Genomic DNA, 20,086 nt, shown 5'->3' with positions numbered 1-20,086 from the left:
GTGTTTCAGGCGTGTCCGGCCGACGCCATTTGTTCGAGCTGCACCACGACATGCTGCTGCGCGAGGTCGGCGATGAACGAATGACCCGCTGCGCTATCGCCGATCCCGCCGATCGTTCCGCCGTCGCCCAGCATGATGCGGGCCAGCACCGGTTCGGCTGGCGTCGCCGGACCGAGCAACGCGTCGAGTTCGACTTGCGGTCCTTCCAGCGCGGCGGCGACGATGGTGTCCAGCTGCGCGGCGGCCGGGTCGGTGACGGTCTGCGGCGGTAGCGCCATCTGCATCTGGTCGCTCGCGGCGGTTGCCGTTGCGGGTTCGGGCGGCAGGTCGACCTCGGTCCCGGCAAGCAGCTCCGAATAGCTTGGGTCGGGCGCCGCGCTGTCGGCGGGGTCGCTCTGCGCTTCGCGGCGATCATCCTCATCCATCTGCCGCTGGGTATTTTCAGGCTCGATGCGAGCGGTCGCCGGGCCGGAGAAATATTCGTGGACCAGTCCGTCGGCCTTGGCAGCGGGCAGGGCATCCGATTGCGCGGCGGCTTCGCTCGATACCCCGACCTGCTGGTTCGCAACGGCGTTGTCGCCGTCGGGCGTCGCGGGGGGACGGGCTGCCAGCGGTGTTGCTGCGGCCAGCCCGGCCACCAGCATCGCGGTCGAAACGCCCGCGGCGCCATTGGTCGCGGCGATCCGTTGCTGGTCGGCAAAATTGGTCGCGAAAGCCGCGTCGGCAAGCTTGCCCGTGGTGCCGTCGGCGCGGGTGTAGAGCGCTTCACCCTTGACCTGCACCTGTCCATCGGCGGCGGTATAGGCCTTTCCGTCAGAGGTCAGCGAAATGCTGATGATGCCTTCGCTGATCAGCGATCGGAATTCGCCGGCGTCGGTCACGCCGTTGCTGTTGGCATCCTGCCAGATTCCGAATTTTGCGAAATCGGCGTCGGCAGCGTCGAGCTTGCCATCGCCATTGCTGTCATAGGCGGCGGCAAGACCTTGCAGATCGGACAGGCCCGCGCCGCCGAACACCAGCTCGGCGCCGTTGTTGACCTTGCCATCGCCATTTTTGTCGATCGCCAGCAGGCCGTCGTCGGCGCTGACCCAGGCGGTGGTTTCGGCGAAGCCGTCGCCATTATAGTCAAAGCTGACCCCGGCGGCGTTCGACACGAACTCGACCCCGTCGCCGTCCAGATCGACCGCGATCGGCGGTGCGAGCGCGGTGATGGTCACCGACAGGTTCGCGGTCGCGGTGTCGCCATCGCGGTCGGTGATGACATAGTTGAACACTTCGGTCGCGGTCACCGTGATCGGGCTCGGCGGCTGGTAATTATACTGGCCCGTCGCGAAGTTCAGCGTGAGCGTTCCGCCCATCGGTGTGGTGATCGCATTCAGCGTCGTTCCCGCAATGCTGCCGCCGCTCGACACCGCGATGCTGGACGCGCCATCCCAGGTATAGGTGGTCGAACCGATGGTGATCGAAAGCAGGCGTCCGCCATCGGCGCCAAAGAAATCATTCGCGTCGAGATCGCCCGACACCGCCGACGGGACGATCACCGACAGCAAGGTCGCCACCAGATCTTCGAAATCATCGACCAGAATTGGTTCGTTGTTCGGCGCCGCGTTCAGGTCGACGTCGCGCAGTCGCTGGATGTTGAGCGGTTGCAACGGATTGTTGTCGATGCCGATTGCGGTGACGTTGACATTGTTGTTGTCGACGAAATTGTTCCACGCCGTTGCCGTCGCGGCGGTCAGCGAATTGGTGACCATCGGCGGGATGCCACCAAACTGCGTCTGCTGGTTCGGGTTGCCGTCGCTCAGGAAAAACACCTGGTTGCTTGCGCCGGGGATGGCGCTGAAGTTGGCCAGCGCGGTCTGGATCGCGCCGGTATAGTTGGTGTTGAACCCGATGTCGTCCTGCGACGGGCGTTCGCCGCCCGCAGCCGGGTTGAGCGAGTCGAGGTAGGCGTTCGCCTCGGCCGCCGTCGAGAAAGCTTCCGAAGCAAACGAGCCCGACGAGAAGATCACGAACTTGATCGTGAGCGCCCCCGATGCTGCGGTGTCGAGCTGCGCGAGCGCGCCCTGGACCGCCTCCAGCATGATGTTCAATTCGCTGTCGTCGATGCTGTCGCTGAAATCGAGGATGAAGAGCGTGTTCACATCCTGCATCGGCTGCGACGACGATCCGGTTTCGCCGGTGGCGGTCGGCGCGTCATCCTCGATCACGATCTGGATTGCCGACGCATTGGTCGTCGTCGTCGTGCCGTCGGATACCGACACCGGGACGAAGAAGTCCTTCAGGTCTTCCAGCGCGACGGTCGGGTGATCGACGGCGCGCGACAGCGTGACAGTGTAGGCGCCGTTCGACGCGAGCGTGACGCGGATGACCTCCGATCCGCCGACCGAACCGATCAGGGTTCCGGTGCCGATCCCGACCCAGGTGACCGGGACGCCGCCTGCGGTCAGGACCGCGCCGGGGTTGCCGAGCGTCGCGGTCAACGTCTCGCTCGCGTCGGCGTCGCCGATCGCGAGCGTACCGCTGAACGTCGCGCTGTTGGTCGTATCGAGCGTCGCATTCGGCGCCGTATCGGGCAAACCGTTCGGCAGGCCTTCTTCGGAAATCCGCGCGATCGCGGTACCGATCGTCGGCGCGTCGTTGGTGCCGAACACCGTGATCGTCAGCGTCGATCCGACCGAAAGCGATCCGTCACTGATCGTATAGGCAAAGCTTTCGGTCAGCGTCTGGCCGCTGTCCAGCGCGTTGACGACGGGTTTATCCTCGTCGAGCGTATAGGTGTAGCTGCCGTCGGCGTTGATGACGAGCGTGCCGTAAAGGCCGACATAGGTGCCCGCCGAGGTAACGGTGATCGCCTCCAGATCGGGGTCGTTGTCGGCAACGTCGGCAAAGCTGCCAAACGGCGCGCCGGGATGCGCGATGTCCTGCAGCACATTGCCCGACGCGCTGGGGTCCGAACCGCTGACGCCGTCGAGCACCCAATTGGTATCGGCACGCGCGATCGGGAAATCATTGGCACCGGTGATCGAGATGGTGATCGTCGCGATCGACGTATCGCCGTCGGCGTCGCGCACCGTGTACTGGAACGTATCGGTCAGCGTCTCGCTGGAATTGAGCGCGATGACCGCCGGGTCATTGGGGTCGAGATCATAGCGATAGCTGCCATCGGCGGCGATCACGATCGAACCATAGTCTCCCGCGAGGGCAGCGCCGATTGTTCCCGTCGTCGCCCCGAATGCGACGCCGATCACGATCAGCCCGCCGTCGGCCCCCCCATTGTCGGGCGATCCGTCCATGCCGTTGACATCGGTGCCGCCGATTCCGGTCAGCACGTTGCCGTCGGCAAAAATCTCGCCGTCGCGCGACACATTGTCCTCGTCGTGCACCGCCTGCGGCGCATCGTCGCGGATCGCGAACTGCCCGGTAATGTCGGCCGTCGCGCGCGCCGTGTCGCCGTCGCCGTCGGTCGCGATGGCGGTCAGCGTGATCAGATTGCTTCCCGAGAGGAATTTCGTCTGATCGGGGCCGCTGTCGGGCGTGTGCATGATCGCGCGCGACTGGTCAAAGGTGACCAGGCCGCCCGGGGCCACCGAGATGCGGAACACCTCGTGCGTCGATGTGCGGCCAAAGATCACGCCGCCCTCGATCGACAGGATAACCGGCTCACCGGTGAGCGAGTCGATCAGGCCGCTCGCTCCGGCGGTGACACCCAATTCATAGGTGACAAAACCCGGACCATCGGCACCGAAATCGGTGGTGGCGTTAAACAGCCCCGACAGATTGACGGTCGCATCGGTCGCAAAGTCGCTTTCGTCGACGGTCAGCGTCGAGCCGGTGCCGCCAGCGGTGATCGACGGGCCGTCGTCGGCAAAGCGGATATTCCCGCCCAGATCGACGGCAACGGTATCCGACACGCTGTCACCGTCGCGATCGACGATCGTCGCGGTGCCGCGCAGCTCGACCAGATTGGCCGCCAGCTCGACGAGCTGGGCGGCATAGTTGCTGGAAGATCCCGGCAACGGATGGTCGATCTCGGCAAATTGGGTCAGCGTGACGACGCCGGTGGCGGCGTTCACGGCGATGGAGAAAATGGGCGTGCCGGCCGCGCTGCCGACGATCTCGCCGGAGACAAGGGCCAGCGTGACCGGCACGCCGTTGCTGGTCAGGGCGGAGGTCGCGGCCGCCGAGCCCAGCGCAAGGGAATAGGTCCAGGTGACCGCGCCCGCATCCGCGGGACCATCGGCGCCGAAATTGACCAGCGAAGTCGAAAAGGCCGCCGAAAAATTGGCGGTCGCGACGTCGAGCGCGCTGCCGCGCGTATCGGCATCCTGCGTCGTCAAGGTGATGCTGTTGGTATCGGCGTTGGTTGCGTCGATCGACGGGCCGTCATCCCTGAACACCAGCGTGCTGCCGATCGCGACCAGCGCCGATGCCTGGTCACCGTCGCCGTCGGTCACCGTCGCGGTCAGCCGGATGATCGTCGGCGACAAGGTTACCGGATCGTCGGGGTTGGTGGCATCGGGGTGACGGATCGCGCGGATCTGGTCGAGCGTAGCCTGTCCGTTGGAGGCGACGGTCAGCCGGAACGCGACCGTCGACGGCGAATCCTGCAGCCGTCCCTCGACGACGTTACCGATCGCCTGCAGGATGATCTTCGACCCGGTGGCGACGTCGACCAGCCCGGTGGCCGTTGTCACCTCGAAGGTATAGCTGACGCTGCTGCCGTCCTGATCGGCGCCGATAACGATGTTGAACAGGCTGGCGAAATTGGCGGTTGCATTCATCGCGAGGTTGGTCTCATCGACCGTCAGCAGCCCTGCGGTCGGCGACAAGGCCGTAATCGACGGCACGTCGTCCGATACCGAAATATTGACCGTACCCGCGACCTGATCGCCATCGGCGTCGGTCGCCACCACCTCGATCGATCCCAGATCGACCAGATCGTCGATCGTCGTATCGGGATGCAGATCGTAATTATATTGCAGCGTGACGGTCACCGTCGCGACGTTGCCCGACAGGCTGAGGTCGATCACGACCACCGGATTCTCGTCGGCGTCCCAGCCGATGATCTGGTTGTCGGATTCCAGCGTCCAGCTGAGCCCACCGTCGAGTGTCGAAATGTCGCCAAAGCCGATCGAGGCGATGGCATCGGACCCCGGTGTGAACACGATGTTGCCGCTCGACGTGACTGGCTGCATCGGCGACGGCGTCGAACCGCTTTCGAGATGCTGGTCGTCGACGGTCAGCTGGATCGGGCCGCTCGCGGTTGGCAGGCTGCCGTCGGCAAGGCGGATTTGCTGCACCGCCGACGACTGGTCGCCGTCACCGTCGGTGATCGTGTAAGTGAAATCGGCGTGGATCGGGAACACGCTGATTTGCGGCACCGGGTCAAAGCTCCAGGCACCGTTGGCCTGAAATGTGTAGGTGCCGTTGGCGTTGGTGAAACTGGTAATGCCGGCTGCAGCGACCGCCACGACGGTGCTGCCGATCGTCACCGACGTCACCGTTGCCCCGTCGGCACCCTGCGTGTCGTTGGTCAGCAGATTGCCCGTGATCGCCGGCGCGTCTTCGGCGACGGTAATCGACGGGGCCGACCGCGCGACCGGGACATCGTCGATCACGTCGATGACGATGACATTTTGGGTGACGTTCCCGAATGCGTCGGTGACATTGTAGGTGAAGGTTTCGACCGCGGCGACAAGGTTGGTGCCATTGTTGGCGGTCACCCCGTCCACCGTGCTGGTCAGCGTGTAGAAATAGGTGCCGTCGGGATTGAGCGTGAAGGTGCCATGCGTACCCACGCCATTGCCAACCAGGCTGAATTCCAGCGGACCAGTGCCCCCCGCGACATTGTCGTTGAGATCGCCCAACACCGTTTCCGCATCGCTGTCCGGATTGCTGCCGGTGGCAAGCGCGGCTTCGTTGACCTGCAACTGGACCGCCTCGGCGGACAGCCCGGCGTCGCTCAGGCGAATGGTCAACGTGGTTGTCGAGCGGTCGCCGTCGCCGTCGACCAGTGTATAGACAAAGACATCCTCGACGCCGTCGGGCGGGACGATGTTCGCATTGGCGACATAGGCATAGCTGCCGTCGGCGGCGACCGTCAGCTGACCATACAGACCAACGATGACCGCGCCGACCCCACTGATCGCTGGCGCCGACAGATTGTCGCCTGCCGCGCGCACGCCCAGGATTTCGCCGCCATCGGCACCCGGAATGTCGTTGGCGAGCAGCCCGCTTGCCGCATCGACTTCCAGCGTCTGGCCTTCACCGACGTCGCCCTCGTCAGCTTCCGCCGCCGGATTGTCGTCCTGAATCAGGACGTCGAGCGTTGCCGCGGCGACAGTGCCATCGCTGTCGGTGATCTCGATCGCAAAGCTTTCGGTCAGCGCGGCGTCGGTCGGGCCGCTGTGCAACAGGCTGTTGTCGATGAGTTCATAGCTGTAGCTGATCGTCCCGCCGACGACATCGCCCGCCGCATCGAACACCGGTTCGAAATCAGTGATCGTCAGGATGCCCAGGTCGGTGGTGATCACCAGCCCCGCGACGATCGTCTCGCCCGCCAGCGTGATCGCGGCGACGCCATCGGCGGCGCTGAAGGTAAAGCTGCCGAGCTGGAGCAGCGCGTCGCTGTCGGGCGCCGACCCGTCGGCCAGATTGGCTTCCGACACCGTGGCTTCGGCGCCATCGGGGTTCAATCCGTTGATCGTCACGATGTCGTCGCGGCCGCGGATGATCACGGTCAGCGTGGCGGTCGCTTCGTCGCCGTCGGCGTCGGTGATCACATATTCGAACGTCTCGGTCAGCTCGTCGTCACCGTCGAGTCCGGCGACGTCCGGGTTCTCGGGGTCGAGCGTGTAGCGATAGCTGCCGTCCGCGGCGATCTGCAGCGTGCCATAGGCGCCAAACGTAAAGCCGTTGATGTCGCCGCTTTCGCCGCCGAACGCGATGGCGGTAACGCTGGCGCCGTCCGCACCCTCGACATCGGCTTCACCGTCGCTGTCGTTGGCATCGACGCCGCCAATGCCCGTCAGGACATTCCCGTCAGCGGTGCTGGTGACGCCCGATTGCAGCGAGTCCAGATCGTCGATCGCGGTCGGGACGTCATCCTCGACCACGATGCTCAGCGTGCCGCTGGCGGCGTCGCCGTCGAGGTCGGTGACCACGACGCCGAAATTCTCCATGACATCGTCGCCGCTGGTCACCTCGGTCAATGTGTAGCTATACTCGATCGAGGTCGCCGTGATGCCGGTGATGGTGAGCGTGCCGAACTCGCCCGCGATCGTCTGGCCGACCGCCGTGATCGTCTCGCCATTGATCCGCACCGTGCTGACGCCATCGGTCGCGGCAAAGGTGATCGACCCTTCGGTGGTATTGGCGCCGCTGCCCGGCGCCGATCCGGTCGGCAGGCCCGCCTCGGACACCTGCTGGCCGTCGTCGTTGCCCGTCGGAAGCGACAGGGTGACGCCGCCATCGCCGATCGCAATCCGCAGCGTTGCGGTGGACGTGTCGCCGTCGCCGTCGGTCAGTCGATAGGTAAAGGTGTCGAAAACGCCGCCCGGGGTGCCGGGATTGCGCACATAGCTGTAGCTGCCATCGCTGTTCAGCGTCAGGACACCGTACAGCCCCGCGACCGGGGTACCCGCTGCGACGGGGGCACCGCTGCCCGAAACCGACGACACGGTTGCGCCGTCGGCACCGGGGAAATCGCGTCCACCGTCATTTTCGGCGTCGGTGATGACATTGCCGGTGGCGGGGCCAAAGGTACCCGCAGGGATGCTGTCGAAATCGGCGACGGCTTCGGGAACATCGTCGATGATGTCGATCTCGAAACTCGCCGATACGGTATCGCCGTCCAGGTCGGTGATGCCGACGGTGATCAATTGCGACATATTGTCGCCCAGCGTGTTGTCGGTCAGCCAGAAGAAATATTCGATCGAGTCGGGGTTGATCGCGATGATGTAGAAGGTGCCGTTGGCCAGCTCGATTTCCTGGCCCTCTTCGGTAATCGCAACGCCATTGATGGTGATGGTCGCGGGCCCGTCACCCGCCGCAAACTGGATCACCCCCGACGTGAAATCGGAACCGTCACCCTCCCGCGAGCCGGGGCTTTCGCCGTTGCGTTCGGGCAGGCCGGCCTCGTCGACAAAGGTGCCGTCGTCGCCTGCACCGGGCAGGATCAGGCTGGGTGCGCTGTCGCCGATCCGGATCGTCAGCGTCGCGGTCGTGACATCGCCGTCGCCATCCGTCAGCCGATAGGTGAAGACATCTTCGACGCCGCCCGGCGTTCCCGCCGACCGGACATAGGCATAGGTGCCGTCGGGGGCGATCACCAGCCGGCCATATTGGCCCTGTACGGGCGTCCCGGTCGGGCTGAAATCGGTGGCGGCGGCGCTGCGCACGCCGGTGATCAGCGCGCCGTCGGCGCCGGGCGAGTCGGCACCTGCCGCACCCGTGGCGGTGCCGGCACCGGTGATGACATTGCCGCCCTGCGGTGCGTTGCTGCCCGGCAATGTGTCGTCAATATCGGGCCGAGCGATCGGCGCGTCGTCTTCGATGGTCAGCGTCAACGTCGCCGTACCGATGTCGCCGTCTTTGTCGGTGACGGTGATCGTCACGATTTCGGTGGCGGTCGGGTTGGTGCTGTTGTCGGTCAGCGTGTAGCTGTAGCCGATCAGCCCCGGGGTGATGCTGGTGATGGTCACCTGGCCCAGCGGGGTCGTAATGACCTGTCCGACCGTGGTGACGACGGTGCCATTCACCGCAACGACGACCGGTTGGTCGAGCGCCGTGATCTGGATCGTGCCGCTGGTCGATTCGCGCGGTGATGCGGGGTCTGTCCCGGCGGGTTCCGCGCCGCGCGCGGCCAAGGCCGCTTCAGAGACCACGGCGGTCGCGGCGGTGACGCCGACCTGCTGGTCGGGCGTGGTGATCAGGATCTTGGGCTTGTCGTCCGGTGCGTTCGGAATGACTTCAAGGTCGAGAATTTTCGGAAAGCCGAACTCGGTCGGCGGCAGCAGGTTGCCGAGCGCAAAGGGGTCGCCAATGTCGCCCGGCGTCTGGGCGAAATTGCCGCCCGAACTTTGCGGACGGCCAGCCGCGGGCTCGGGTTCCTGATCGGCGATCAGCGCCGCGACGGTGGGCGCCGGGATATTGATCGGGCCGACCTTGATCTGCGGGATGCGCAGCGCGCCATCGACGATCACCAGCACTTGCCCGTCGGGCAGGGTGACCAGCAAGTCGTTGCCCGACAGCTTGATCGCGTCGAGCCGCGTTCCGGGCGGCAACTGGATGACACCGTCGACAGGCAGGATGGGGGTCGCACCGGGCGGAATGGCGCGTGCTATGGTGGCGATTTCGCCGACCTGGTCATTCCGCTTCAATTCCATCGCCTAATGCCCCCTGCACTTCGATGTTCGCTGGTCATGCGGCAGCGACCTGTACGGGGCCGCTGCGGAAACGGGCGAACGGCACTGCATTTCCGCGCCGGATGTCGCGCAGAGCAGCAATGCAAGCTCTTGTGATCGTGCTGGGTTCTCTTTGGCGACCTGTGCCCGTGCCTTGTCACTGACCCCGGAAATACAAACCTCGGGGGGTGATTCTGCAATGGCAATTTTCGGTATGGGCACCTATACCTTTGTATAATAACACTATCTTATGAGTTAATTTTTCGTTAAAATTCCTATTATTTGTAAATTTGGCAATCGCAACTGTCGCAAATTGAATATGATGCCTTTCATATGTGATGCATGTTTGATACCGTATTCAATTCTTAGAAATATATAAATCATCACATAAACCAATAATTTGCATTTTTCTGGAAAAAGCTGATTCTTGGTTTCGTTGTTAATTTAACCTTATTTTATCGTTTCTGACGTTTCGATCGTCGCGACCGTCGCGCCGTCGCGTTTTAGCAGATATCGTCCGGTATAGCGGCCCCCCGGCCATCCCGTCGGTGGGGCACGTTTGCCACTATAGGCAAACCAGCTGAGCCCGCCGCCTTCGACCAGCGATTGCTGGTCATGAACGATTTGCCCGTCGGGTCCGGCGATCGAGAAGTGCTGACGGTCGCCGGCACGCGCGCCGATCGTATCGACCCACAGGATCAGCGGCGCCTGCCGCCCGCCCAGCCCCGGCGGCGGATCGCGGTCGGCAACGGCCTTGGGCGGGACGGTGGAGGCGAGGCCGCCTGCGATCACCGCCGTCGGCGCGTAGCCAAGCGAACGCGCCGCCGCCGCTGTCCAGAGACCCGCCGGGCGGGCTTCGACGTTGCAAGGGGCGGGGACCGCGCCGCCAACGAACGGATCGACGGCCTCGCCGCGATGGCGAACGGTGAAATGGAGGTGCGGAAACTCGCTATTGCCCGACAGGCCGATCAGCCCGATCCGCTCGCCACTGCCGACGCGCTGCCCGGGACGAACGCTGATGCTGCCCTGGCGCAGGTGGCTATACTGCGTCTGCCAGCCGTCGCCATGGTCGATCACGACGGCGTTGCCCGCATCCTTGCCATCCAGGACGGCCCGATCCTCGACGCTGCGGACGGGTTCGCCGTCGCGCGTGCGGAGCACCGTTCCCGGCGCTGCGGCGACGACCGCAAAGCCGGTGCGCATGTCGGCCATGGTGCGCAAACGAATATCCACCCCATCATGCCCGTTCGTCGTCAGCAGCCCGCAGCGATAGTCGCGGCGACCCGGTCCCGGGTCGTGGTCGACCAGTTTCTGGATCAGGCAGGATTCGCCGACGACACACTCGACGGGAAAACCAAGGGCAGGGGCGCCGTCCGGTAGCGGGGGCTGCAACGCAGCGATGGCCAGCGCGAAGGAGAGGTGGAACGCGTGCATCATGGTCGGGCTCTTGTTGCGGACAGGCGTTCGCGGCGCAAAAGTGACGATCGATGGAATTTCGACGCCGGCCGCCGCCAGGGGGCGTGGCGGCGGACACGGCTAGCCAGCGGGAGCTGGCCGAACTATAAACTCTGCCAATTGTCGTGAGGCGAAATTGCCCCCGGGTCGTCGGCAGGATTCCTACTTTTATTACACCCAATCTCTGCAGACCTGCTTGGCTAAAGCAGGCATCGTCCGGATGATTCTTGCCCGTCATCCTTGTGTCAAAATTGGCGGAAAGCGCGGTTTCCTGCCATTCCCTGATGGGGACATTTCAAAAATTGGCCACCGGCGAGCTGCTATTTGGTTGCAGCGCCGGGAAAATATCCTGGCTCCGGAACATAAAAAGGAGGGCAGGCCGCGGCCTGCCCTCCAGTTAGCAGAGGTCCGTCGAGGAGTGGCTCCCCGTACGAAGCCTTGTCCTCAGACGAACGTGATCATGTCATAGGACGCATTGCCCTGGCTGTACGCGTTGATCGCGGCAACCGAGTCATAGGCACCGAGTGCAGCGAGCGCCGCGATCGGAGCCGAAGCGCCTTCCCAGAAGTCTTCGATCAGGACAGCGCCGGCGGCAGTGAAGACGAACACGTCGAGCGCATCGCCCTGACCGTCCCAGTCGCCGGTGATGACGAACATGTCGTTCGCCGGATCGAAGCCAGCGTCAACGTCGAACACCAGGGTATCACGGTTCGCGAGGTTGAAGTCGCGGCCCGATCCCAGGCTGAACGGCGCACCGATGACGTCGAAGCCAAAGCCCGGCGAAGCGTCGGTCGAGTCGAACAGGAACAGATCCTTGCCCGCGCCACCCGACATATGGTCGTCGCCTTCGCCACCAGTGATGGTGTCGTTGCCTTGTTCACCTTCCAGATTGTCATCGCCAAGGCCACCGTTGATGGTGTCATTGCCGGTGTCGCCCCGGATGCTGTCGTCGCCGTCATCGCCGTTCATCACGTCGTTGCCGAAGCCGCCCGACATATAGTCGTTGCCGTCGCCACCCGACATGGTGTCGTTGCCGCCGCCCGGATTGCCCAGGTTTTCGTACAGCGTGTCACCATACATGATGTCGTCACCGGCGCCACCGAACATGGTGTCGTTGCCAGCGTCACCAGCAAGCTGGTCGTCGCCGTCATTGCCGTTGATGGTGTCGTTGCCGGCACCACCATAGATCAGGTCATCGCCGTCGTTACCCGACAGATTGTCGGCGCCGTTGTTGCCCTGAATGAGGTCGTTGCCGTCACCGCCTGCGACGACGTCGGCTCCATCGTTACCCGACAGATTGTCGTCACCGTCGCCGCCATCAATGTTGTCGTTGCCCGCGTCACCAGCAATCAGGTCATTGCCGTCATTGCCCTGGAGAACGTCGTTGCCTTCGTCACCGTTGATGGTGTCGTTGCCGTTGCCGCCCGAGATGAAGTCGGCATCGGTGTTGGTCGGGTCGAGCGGATCGAAGAAGGGATCCCCGTTACCGCGGATCACGTCGTCGCCGTCATCGCCATACAGCTCGTCGTCGCCGCTTTGGCCCCAGATCAGATCATTGCCCGCGTCGCCGTGGACCAGATCGTCGCCGTCGTTGCCGTTCAGCGTATCGTCGTCGTCGCCGCCGCCGATGTCATCGTCGTCAGCACCGCCCTGAACAAAGTCAAAGCCGGCGCCGCCGCGGATGAGGTCATTCCCGGCATCGCCGCTGAGCTCATCATCGCCATCCTCGCCGTACAGCGCGTCGTCGCCTTCGCCACCGTCAAGCGCATCGCTGCCGGTCCAACCCAGAATGACGTCGTTGCCGTCGTCACCCCAAAGCAGGTCGTCACCCGTCCAGCCGTCAATGACGTCGTTACCGCCCTGGCCAAAGACCTGGTCGTCGCCAGCACCGGCAAAGATGTTGTCGGCATGGCCATTCCCGCGATTATAATTGCTCTGGTTATAAGCAAAATCGCCGTCGGCCTTGCGACCCACGCCATTGTCGCCAAAGATCACATCATTGCCGTCACCGCCGTTGATCTGATCGACGCCGTTGGTGTTGGTACCGCCTTCGATATAATCGTCGCCGTCACCACCAGCAATCACGTCGGTTTCGGTGCCACCGAACAGATTGTCGTTGCCGGTGCCGCCGTCGATGACGTCGTCGCCCGCGCTGCCTTCGATACGGTCATCGCCCGATTGGCCGTTGAGCGTGTCGTTGCCGGCGTCGCCGCGGATGAAGTCGTTTCCGCCGCCACCCCAGGCCGTGTCGTTGCCGGCACCGCCAAGCAACGTGTCGTTACCGTCCGCGCCGCCATTGTCATCGCCGGTATAGACGACGTTGCCGGGGCCGACGACGACGAACGACGCTTGGTCGCCGATCAGCGTGTCGTTGCCGGCACCACCATCGACGCGATCATTGCCGCTGCGGCCGATGACATTGTCGTCGCCCGCATCGCCATACAGATCGTTGTCGAAGTTGTTGCCATAGATGGTGTCGTTGCCGCCGTTGCCGCGTGCGTTATACGGCAGCGCAGCGGTCGAGGTGATCGCATTCAGGTCGATGAAGTCGACCGAATTCGTCCCAAGTACTTGCCCGCGCGAGGTGGGCAGCTTTGCGCTATTCGGTGCGCTAGAAGGTCCTACTGTAGGCATTTCGCTATCCTCTTCTTTCATGGGTCGCAAGGGATGCGTGATCGCCGACTCGGCTTGCTCATCCCCCCAATGACCCCGAAAACTCGAGGCCATGACAATGGGATATGGCGGGGCAGGGGGACCGGACATTCCTGCTTGGGGACATGGCGGATAATTTTATGAAGTGGTTCATTTTGGGGCAGGTCGACGGCGCGTAGAAGCCGTCAGCTTTCGAAAATGCACGGATTTCCGCCGTTTCGGGGATTGCCGAAACAGAACAGTCCAGAAAGAAAACTTGCTTGCTAGTTAAGTTTGCGGCCGAGCGCAGAGCTGGCGGGACGCCCCGAACTGCCTGCGGGCGCACCCGCGTCGGCGGGGGTGCTATCGGGCGTCTGGCCCAGCGATGACATCTGCGGGCGAGGTGCCGTTGCGGGATCGACAATCGCTTTGCCAACCTCGGTCAAGCGGGGGCGGCCGAGCGCGGACATCATCGGGCGCTCGCTCGTGTCGGCGCCGCAGCACCGGCCATCGAGAATCGCCTGGGCGTTGAGCTGACCGGTCGCCGCGAGCAAGCTTGCGCGGGCGACGAATTCGTTGCGATGCGCGCGCTCGAGGGTCACGCGGGCGTTCAACAGTTCATTCTGCGCGTTCAGCACGTCGGTCAGGGTGCGATTGCCGCCGACCGCTTCCTTCTTGATGCCCTCTGCCGCTTCCTGGGTGGCGGCCACTGCCGTTTCAGCCGCCGCGATCGTGCTCTTTGCCGATTGCCAGCGGGTCCAGGCGCTCGCCACCTCCTCGGCTACCGTCCGCACTGCCATATCGGTTTGCGAGAGACGCTGATCGCGGACGGCGCGGGCGCGGCGCACCTCGGCATGGTCGCGCGGGAGGAAAATCGGCACGCGCAGTTCCAGCCCATAATAGAGCGAAGAACGATCGTCGGGATATTTGCCCGTGAAAGTGTTCGTCGCGCCGCCGGTCAGATAGTCATAGCCGGTCACGGCATTGAGCTGGGGCAGCAAGGCGCCGGTCGCGAAATGCACCGCCGACTTGCCCGCCTGGGCATTCAGCCGCGCCGCGCGGAGCCGCGGCGCGGCGTCCTGTGCAATCTTTTGTGCGGCGGCAAGTGACGAAGGAACCGGCGCGAGCGGCGGCAGCGGCGGAACCATCGTTCCCGACTGGCCGCTGACATTGCGAAACCGATGTCCGTTGACGCCCAATTCTTCGGTTGCGGCAAGCACCCCGGCCTGCGAGGTCGCGAGCCGCGCGCGCGCCAGTTCCTCATCGGTACGGGTGGCCTCGCCAAATTCCAGCCGACGCGACGTCGCGCGCAGCTGCTCTCCGATCGCTTCGGTCTGTGCTTCGGTGAATTGCAGGATCTTGCGATTGAGCTGGACGTCCGCGGCGCTGGTCAGCAGCTCCAGCAGGATGTCCGACGTGATCGCGTCCAGCCCCGCGCTCGTCGCTTCCAGTTCGGCCTTGGCGATTTTGACGCCGTTATACGTGCGGTCGCCGTCGTAGAAGCGGAGACGTGCCTCGATCCCCGCCTGTCCGGCGGTATATCGCGCGTCGTTCGTGCTGCTCCCATTCTTGATGTCGATCTCGCGCCGTTGGACCGCACCGTTCGCTTCGATGGTTGGCAGATAGCCTGCCTCTGCCGCCTGGAGTCGCGCCGCCGCCACCCGGACCTGATGGCGCTGCGCCGCGATCTCGGGGTTGGAGATGACGATCTGACGCGCGAGCGCGGCCATCGTGCTCGCCGGCGCGGCGGCGGGCGACGCCGATTGCGCCAGCAGCGGAGTCGCGGCGAACGCGAACGCCGCGACGGCGGCCGGCGCGCCAAGGGCGCTCGCCCAAAAAGTCCATGATTTCCGCACGTCACCCCTCCTGAATCATCACAGATTCGAGTGCCGACCCCTCATTTTTGTAGTTACCAAAGAGTAATGTGCGGTGGCGGAACGGGAAACTACTCTAACGGATATGTCCGAGGGGGTAATAGACTCAATCCGCCGAATCGAAATAGACAAAGCCCGTCGCCAGCATCCGTCACGGCAGGCGACGCTATCGAGAGATTCGCATCAATCGACAGCCAACGCCGGGAAAAAAGGGCTTCAGCCGATCCCGGTGGGTGCGTGCGTTCTGGCCCGTAACCAGAGCATTGCGCCAGACATCATGGTCGCGCGTGAAACGCCCGTTGCGAGGTTGGCCTCGCTTCGGGGACGATGTTTTTTGGGGGCCATAATGTCTGCGACAATGGAATTTTCGACGCAGTATGCAGAATCAATCCGCGACGATGCCCATTTGTTTGAGGGGGTGTCGGAAAGCGAAAATCATGACGTCATGGCGGACCATCCGCTGTCGATCGATGTCGCCGCCAACACCCGGCGGCTTTGGCATGATTATCTGGCACAATTTGATGTCGCATCGGCGATTTTGACCGTCACCTTGCCGGGCGTCGGGCATCAACGCCACGCATTTTTGATCGGTTTTGACCAGGTGCGCGGCGATGCCGCTGCCACCCGGCGCCTGCTGGCGATGGTGGAAGACGTCTGGGTACGAATTGGTGAGCAGCCGGTGCATCATTTCCAATTTTCGGGCGCCCTCTTCGGTGCGACGAACGGCCCCGTCGATGCGGACGCCGACAGCCCGCTCCACAATGGCATCGCGATCCAGATGAAGCGCGAGGGCAAAGTCATTCGCGCGCTGTTCTTTCGCGAGGGCGGCGGGGAACATTTCAGCGATCGCGATGCCGCATCGCTGCAACTGATCGCGCCGCTGCTCGCCGAATCGGCGACCGGCGTGGCGCAGCTGGCGCAGCAGTCGCAGCGTTCCGCCATGCTGGAGGGAATGTTCGACCGGGTATCGATGGCGATGGCGCTGTTGTCGGCCGACGCGCAGCCCTTGTTCCTGAACAGTGCCGCGACCGGACTGGTTGAACAACGAAAATGGCTGATCCGCGCCGCCGACGGCGCGATCGTCGCCGCCGATCCGGCACAGGCCAAACAGCTGCGCGAGAGCATCCGCCGCGCCGCCACCGCGGCGCCCGACGCGCCGGTCGAAGATGTTTTCCGGCTCGATTGCCGCGATGGCGAATGGCGCCTCGCCTATGTCATCTCGGCCAAATCGCGCACCGGGGACAGCATGACGCGCTGTGCCATGGTCATCATCATGGGGCCGGGCAAGGTCGATGCGCCGACCTCGCTGCTCGAAGCCCTCGGCTTGCTTCCGTCCGAGCAGCGGTTTCTGGGGCATTTCCTGAAATCGAGCAGCCTGTGCAATGCGGCGGAAGGGTGCGGCCTGTCAGAGGAAACCGCGCGCACCTATTTGAAGCGCGTCCGCGCGAAGCTGGGGGTTCACCGCCAGATGGAACTGGCCGGATTGATCTCGGGATTGGTGCTGCCGCTCAACGCTGCGGATAGCTCTGCGCAACTGGGACGATAAACATGTCCTGGAATCCTCTCGCCGCGGGGCGGGCGTCCGACAATCCGGACAATCTGCTCAAAAAGCTCCTGATCCCGCAAAAGCCGATTGCGGTCCGGCTCATCCTGTTCTCGGCGATCACCAACATGGCGGCGCTCGCCATGTCGCTTTACATGATGCAGGTCTTTGACCGCGTCCTGACCAGCCAGAGCAAGGATACGCTGTTCTTCCTCGCGCTCGCGATCACGCTGGTCGTGGCATTGGGCTCGATGCTCGACGGCATCCGGCAGCAGGTGGCCAATCGCGTCGGGACCTGGATGGCCCAGCAATTGGGACCGACGCTGCTGCTGCGTTCGCTCGAGCAAAGGCTGATCGCGCCGAATGTGCGGCTCGAAGCGCTCCGTGAACTGACGCAGGTTAAGAATTTCATCTCGACCCCCACGGTGTTCAGTGTCGTCGATATGCTGTGGGTGCCGCTTTACCTGCTCGTCGTATTCTTGCTGCACCCGGTGTTTGGGCTGCTGTCGGCCGTCGGCGCCGCGATGCTGTTCGGCCTGACCTGGTACAATGAACGGATCACGCGCACGGCGATCCGCGACACCCAGGCGCTTGCCACCGCGAACATGCAATATGCCGAATCGCTGGTACGCAACAGCGAAGTCATCGACGCGATGGGGATGGGCAAGGACACCATCGCGCATTGGCGCGAGCGCTACATTGCCGAAACCGACGCGGTCGACGGGACGCAGTTTCAATCGAGCAAGATCCTGGCGTGGATGAAATTCGTCCGCAATCTCGTGCAGGTTGCCGTGCTCGGCATCGGGGCGCTGCTGGTGCTCGACCAGCAACTGACCGGCGGCGCGATGATCGCCGGATCGATTCTGATCGCCCGCCTGCTCGCGCCGATCGAGGCGGCGATGAGCTATTGGAAACAATTTGTGCTGGCGCGCGAGAGCCTGCAGCGGCTGTCGCGATTCTGTGACCTACCGACGCCGCGTCCCTCGCAGATGGCGCTGCCCAAACCGTCGGGCGCGATGGCGGTCGAGAATCTGACCTATGCGGCGCCCGGCATGAAGGGGGCGATCCTGAAGAACGTCAGTTTCGCGATCGCGCCGGGGACGTCGCTGGCGATCGTCGGGCCATCGGCGTCGGGGAAGACGACCTTGTCGCGGCTTCTGGTCGGCGTCCTCAAGCCTTTGTCGGGGCATGTGCGGCTCGATGGCGCCGACACGTTCGACTGGATGCGCAGCGATTTCGGGCCAAATGTCGGCTATCTGCCGCAGGACGTCGAACTGCTGCCTGGATCGATCCGCGAGAATATCGGACGCTTTCGTCCCGACGCCCGCGACGCCGACGTGATCGCGGCGGCGAAGCTGGCCGATTGCCATGAAATGATCCTGCATCTGAATGGCGGCTATGACTGCGTCCTGACCGATGGCGGGCATCAGCTATCGGGCGGTCAGCGCCAGCGCATCGGGCTGGCGCGCGCGCTGTTCGGGCTACCGCCGCTGATCGTGCTCGACGAACCAAATGCCAGCCTCGATGCGCGCGGCGACGCCGCATTGCTCGCGACGATCAAGAAACTGAAAACGCTGAACATGACGACGATTATCGTCTCGCACCGCGCCAATCTGCTCGAACTGGCCGACAAGATACTGCTGATGATGGACGGGCAGGTTGCGAAATTCGGCGATGCCCGGACGGTGGTCGAGGAGATGGCTGGTAAACGGCGATCGATCCCTCCCGGCGAAGCAGTGCCTCCGGGCGGGCCCGGCAAGGCCAATCCGGCGATGTTCAAACAAGGGGGAATGGAGGCATGAACATTCCTTTTCGCCTGGGCGAAGATGGCGATCCGGTGCGTCTCGCGCTGCCATCTCCCGATGATGATGTCGCCGGACCGCGGGTGAACGGCTCGATGCGGCTCGCGCTGTTGTCGATCGGGCTGTTTGTTCTCGCTTTCGCGGCTTGGAGCTGGGCTGCCCCGCTGAATAGCGCGGCGATCGCCAGTGGGTTTCTGGAGGCCGAAGGCGGTGGCCGCCGCACGGTCCAGCATCTGGAAGGCGGCATCGTCCGCCAGTTCCTGGTCAAGGAAGGGCAGGAGGTACGCGCCGGCCAGCCGCTCGTGCTGTTTGACGAGACGCAAAGCGAGGCCTCGGACGCGGCCTTGCGGACGAGCTTTTACGGTCTGCTCGCGCAGGACGCACGGCTCACCGCCGAGCGGCTGGGGCTGCCCACGGTCCGCTATCCCGCCGAACTGCTGGCGGCGGCTGGCGATCCCGAGGTGAAGGAAATCATCGCCGCGTCCAATGCGGAATTTGCCTCGCGGCGTCGTGGCTTGGCGGAACAGGCGCAGATCTTGTCGCAGCGGATCGGGCAGTCGAACGCCGACATTCGCAGTTCGGGGGCGCAGATCGCGGCGCTGACCGATCAGGCGAAGCTGCTCGACGACGAACAGATGGGCGTCGACATGCTTGTCGATGAGGGGCTGGAGCGCAAATCCCGACTCCTCGCGCTGCAACGGCAAAAGGCGCTGGTCGACGGCGAACGCGGCAAGCTTACCAACAATCTCGACCGGCTGCGGGATACGATTGGTGAGACGCGCGCGCAGATGGTCTCGCTGCGCGGTCAGATGGTGCTCGAGGCGACCGGCCAGCAGCGCCAGGTCCAGCTCCAGATCGCCGAAGCGCGCGAAAAACTGACGGTCAGCAGCGATATTCGCACCCGCCAACAGGTGGTCGCACCCGTCGCTGGGCGCGTGGCCAATCTGCGGTTGATTACGCCCGGCGGGGTCATTGGCGCCGGGCAGCCGATCCTCGACATCGTTCCGACGTCCGAAAAGATTGTGGTGTCGGCGCGCCTTCGCCCGATCGATATCGACGTGGTTCACAAAGGGCTGAAGGCGGAAATCAAGCTGACGCCGTACAAGGCGCGCGTGATCCCCAATCTGATCGGGACGGTCAAGGAAGTCAGCCCCGATGCGATCTACGACAAGGATGCACAGCAAATCTATTACAAGGTTATCGTCGAGATATCGGCGGCGCAGCTGAAGAAATATCCCGACGTCCAGCTGATGTCTGGGATGCCGGCCGAAGTCTATATCGACCTCGGGTCAAGCTCGCTGCTGCAATATCTGTTCCAGCCGATGATCGACAGTTTCAACCGGTCCTTCCGCGAGGGATGACCCCGACGCGGCT

Annotated in this window: 7 protein-coding genes; 3 read left to right on the top strand and 4 right to left on the bottom strand. The window is 63.8% G+C overall.

Going from position 1 to position 20,086, the window contains the following annotated elements; all coding sequences use genetic code 11:
* Positions 1-5 precede the first annotated feature (5 nt).
* From G9408_RS06300 to G9408_RS06285, 4 genes are all read right to left on the bottom strand, one after another.
* Complete coding sequence (locus G9408_RS06300) at positions 6-9,389, bottom strand: DUF5801 repeats-in-toxin domain-containing protein (RefSeq protein ID WP_168453141.1); 9,384 nt, start codon at positions 9,387-9,389, stop codon at positions 6-8.
* A 468-nt stretch (positions 9,390-9,857) separates the two neighbouring features.
* Positions 9,858-10,844, bottom strand: coding sequence for a M23 family metallopeptidase (locus G9408_RS06295; RefSeq protein ID WP_168453140.1), 987 nt, complete (start codon positions 10,842-10,844; stop codon positions 9,858-9,860).
* A gap of 462 nt (positions 10,845-11,306) precedes the next feature.
* Positions 11,307-13,496: a calcium-binding protein gene (locus G9408_RS06290; RefSeq protein ID WP_168453139.1), complete on the bottom strand. Its 2,190-nt coding sequence runs from the start codon at positions 13,494-13,496 to the stop codon at positions 11,307-11,309.
* Positions 13,497-13,777: 281 nt separating this feature from the next.
* The gene (locus G9408_RS06285) at positions 13,778-15,349 is read right to left on the bottom strand and encodes a TolC family protein (protein ID WP_168453138.1); all 1,572 of its coding nucleotides are present in this window, start codon (positions 15,347-15,349) and stop codon (positions 13,778-13,780) included.
* A gap of 376 nt (positions 15,350-15,725) precedes the next feature.
* Here G9408_RS06285 and G9408_RS06280 point away from each other — a divergent pair, with 376 nt between their 5' ends.
* From G9408_RS06280 to G9408_RS06270, 3 genes are read left to right on the top strand one after another with little or no spacing between them, the layout of a single operon-like run.
* Positions 15,726-16,913 carry a helix-turn-helix transcriptional regulator gene (locus tag G9408_RS06280; RefSeq protein ID WP_168453137.1) on the top strand — a complete coding sequence of 396 codons (1,188 nt, stop codon included), beginning with the start codon at positions 15,726-15,728 and terminating at the stop codon, positions 16,911-16,913.
* A gap of 2 nt (positions 16,914-16,915) precedes the next feature.
* Positions 16,916-18,712 carry a type I secretion system permease/ATPase gene (locus tag G9408_RS06275; RefSeq protein ID WP_168453136.1) on the top strand — a complete coding sequence of 599 codons (1,797 nt, stop codon included), beginning with the start codon at positions 16,916-16,918 and terminating at the stop codon, positions 18,710-18,712.
* On the top strand, positions 18,709-20,073 hold the full coding sequence (locus tag G9408_RS06270) for an HlyD family type I secretion periplasmic adaptor subunit (protein ID WP_168453135.1): 1,365 nt from the start codon (positions 18,709-18,711) through the stop codon (positions 20,071-20,073). The genes G9408_RS06275 and G9408_RS06270 overlap by 4 nt, the downstream gene beginning before the upstream one ends.
* Positions 20,074-20,086: the final 13 nt, after the last annotated feature.

This window comes from Sphingopyxis microcysteis, assembly GCF_012274265.1.
In the GTDB taxonomy this organism is placed as follows: domain Bacteria; phylum Pseudomonadota; class Alphaproteobacteria; order Sphingomonadales; family Sphingomonadaceae; genus Sphingopyxis; species Sphingopyxis microcysteis.
This window is presented reverse-complemented; position numbering and strand designations above follow the sequence as displayed.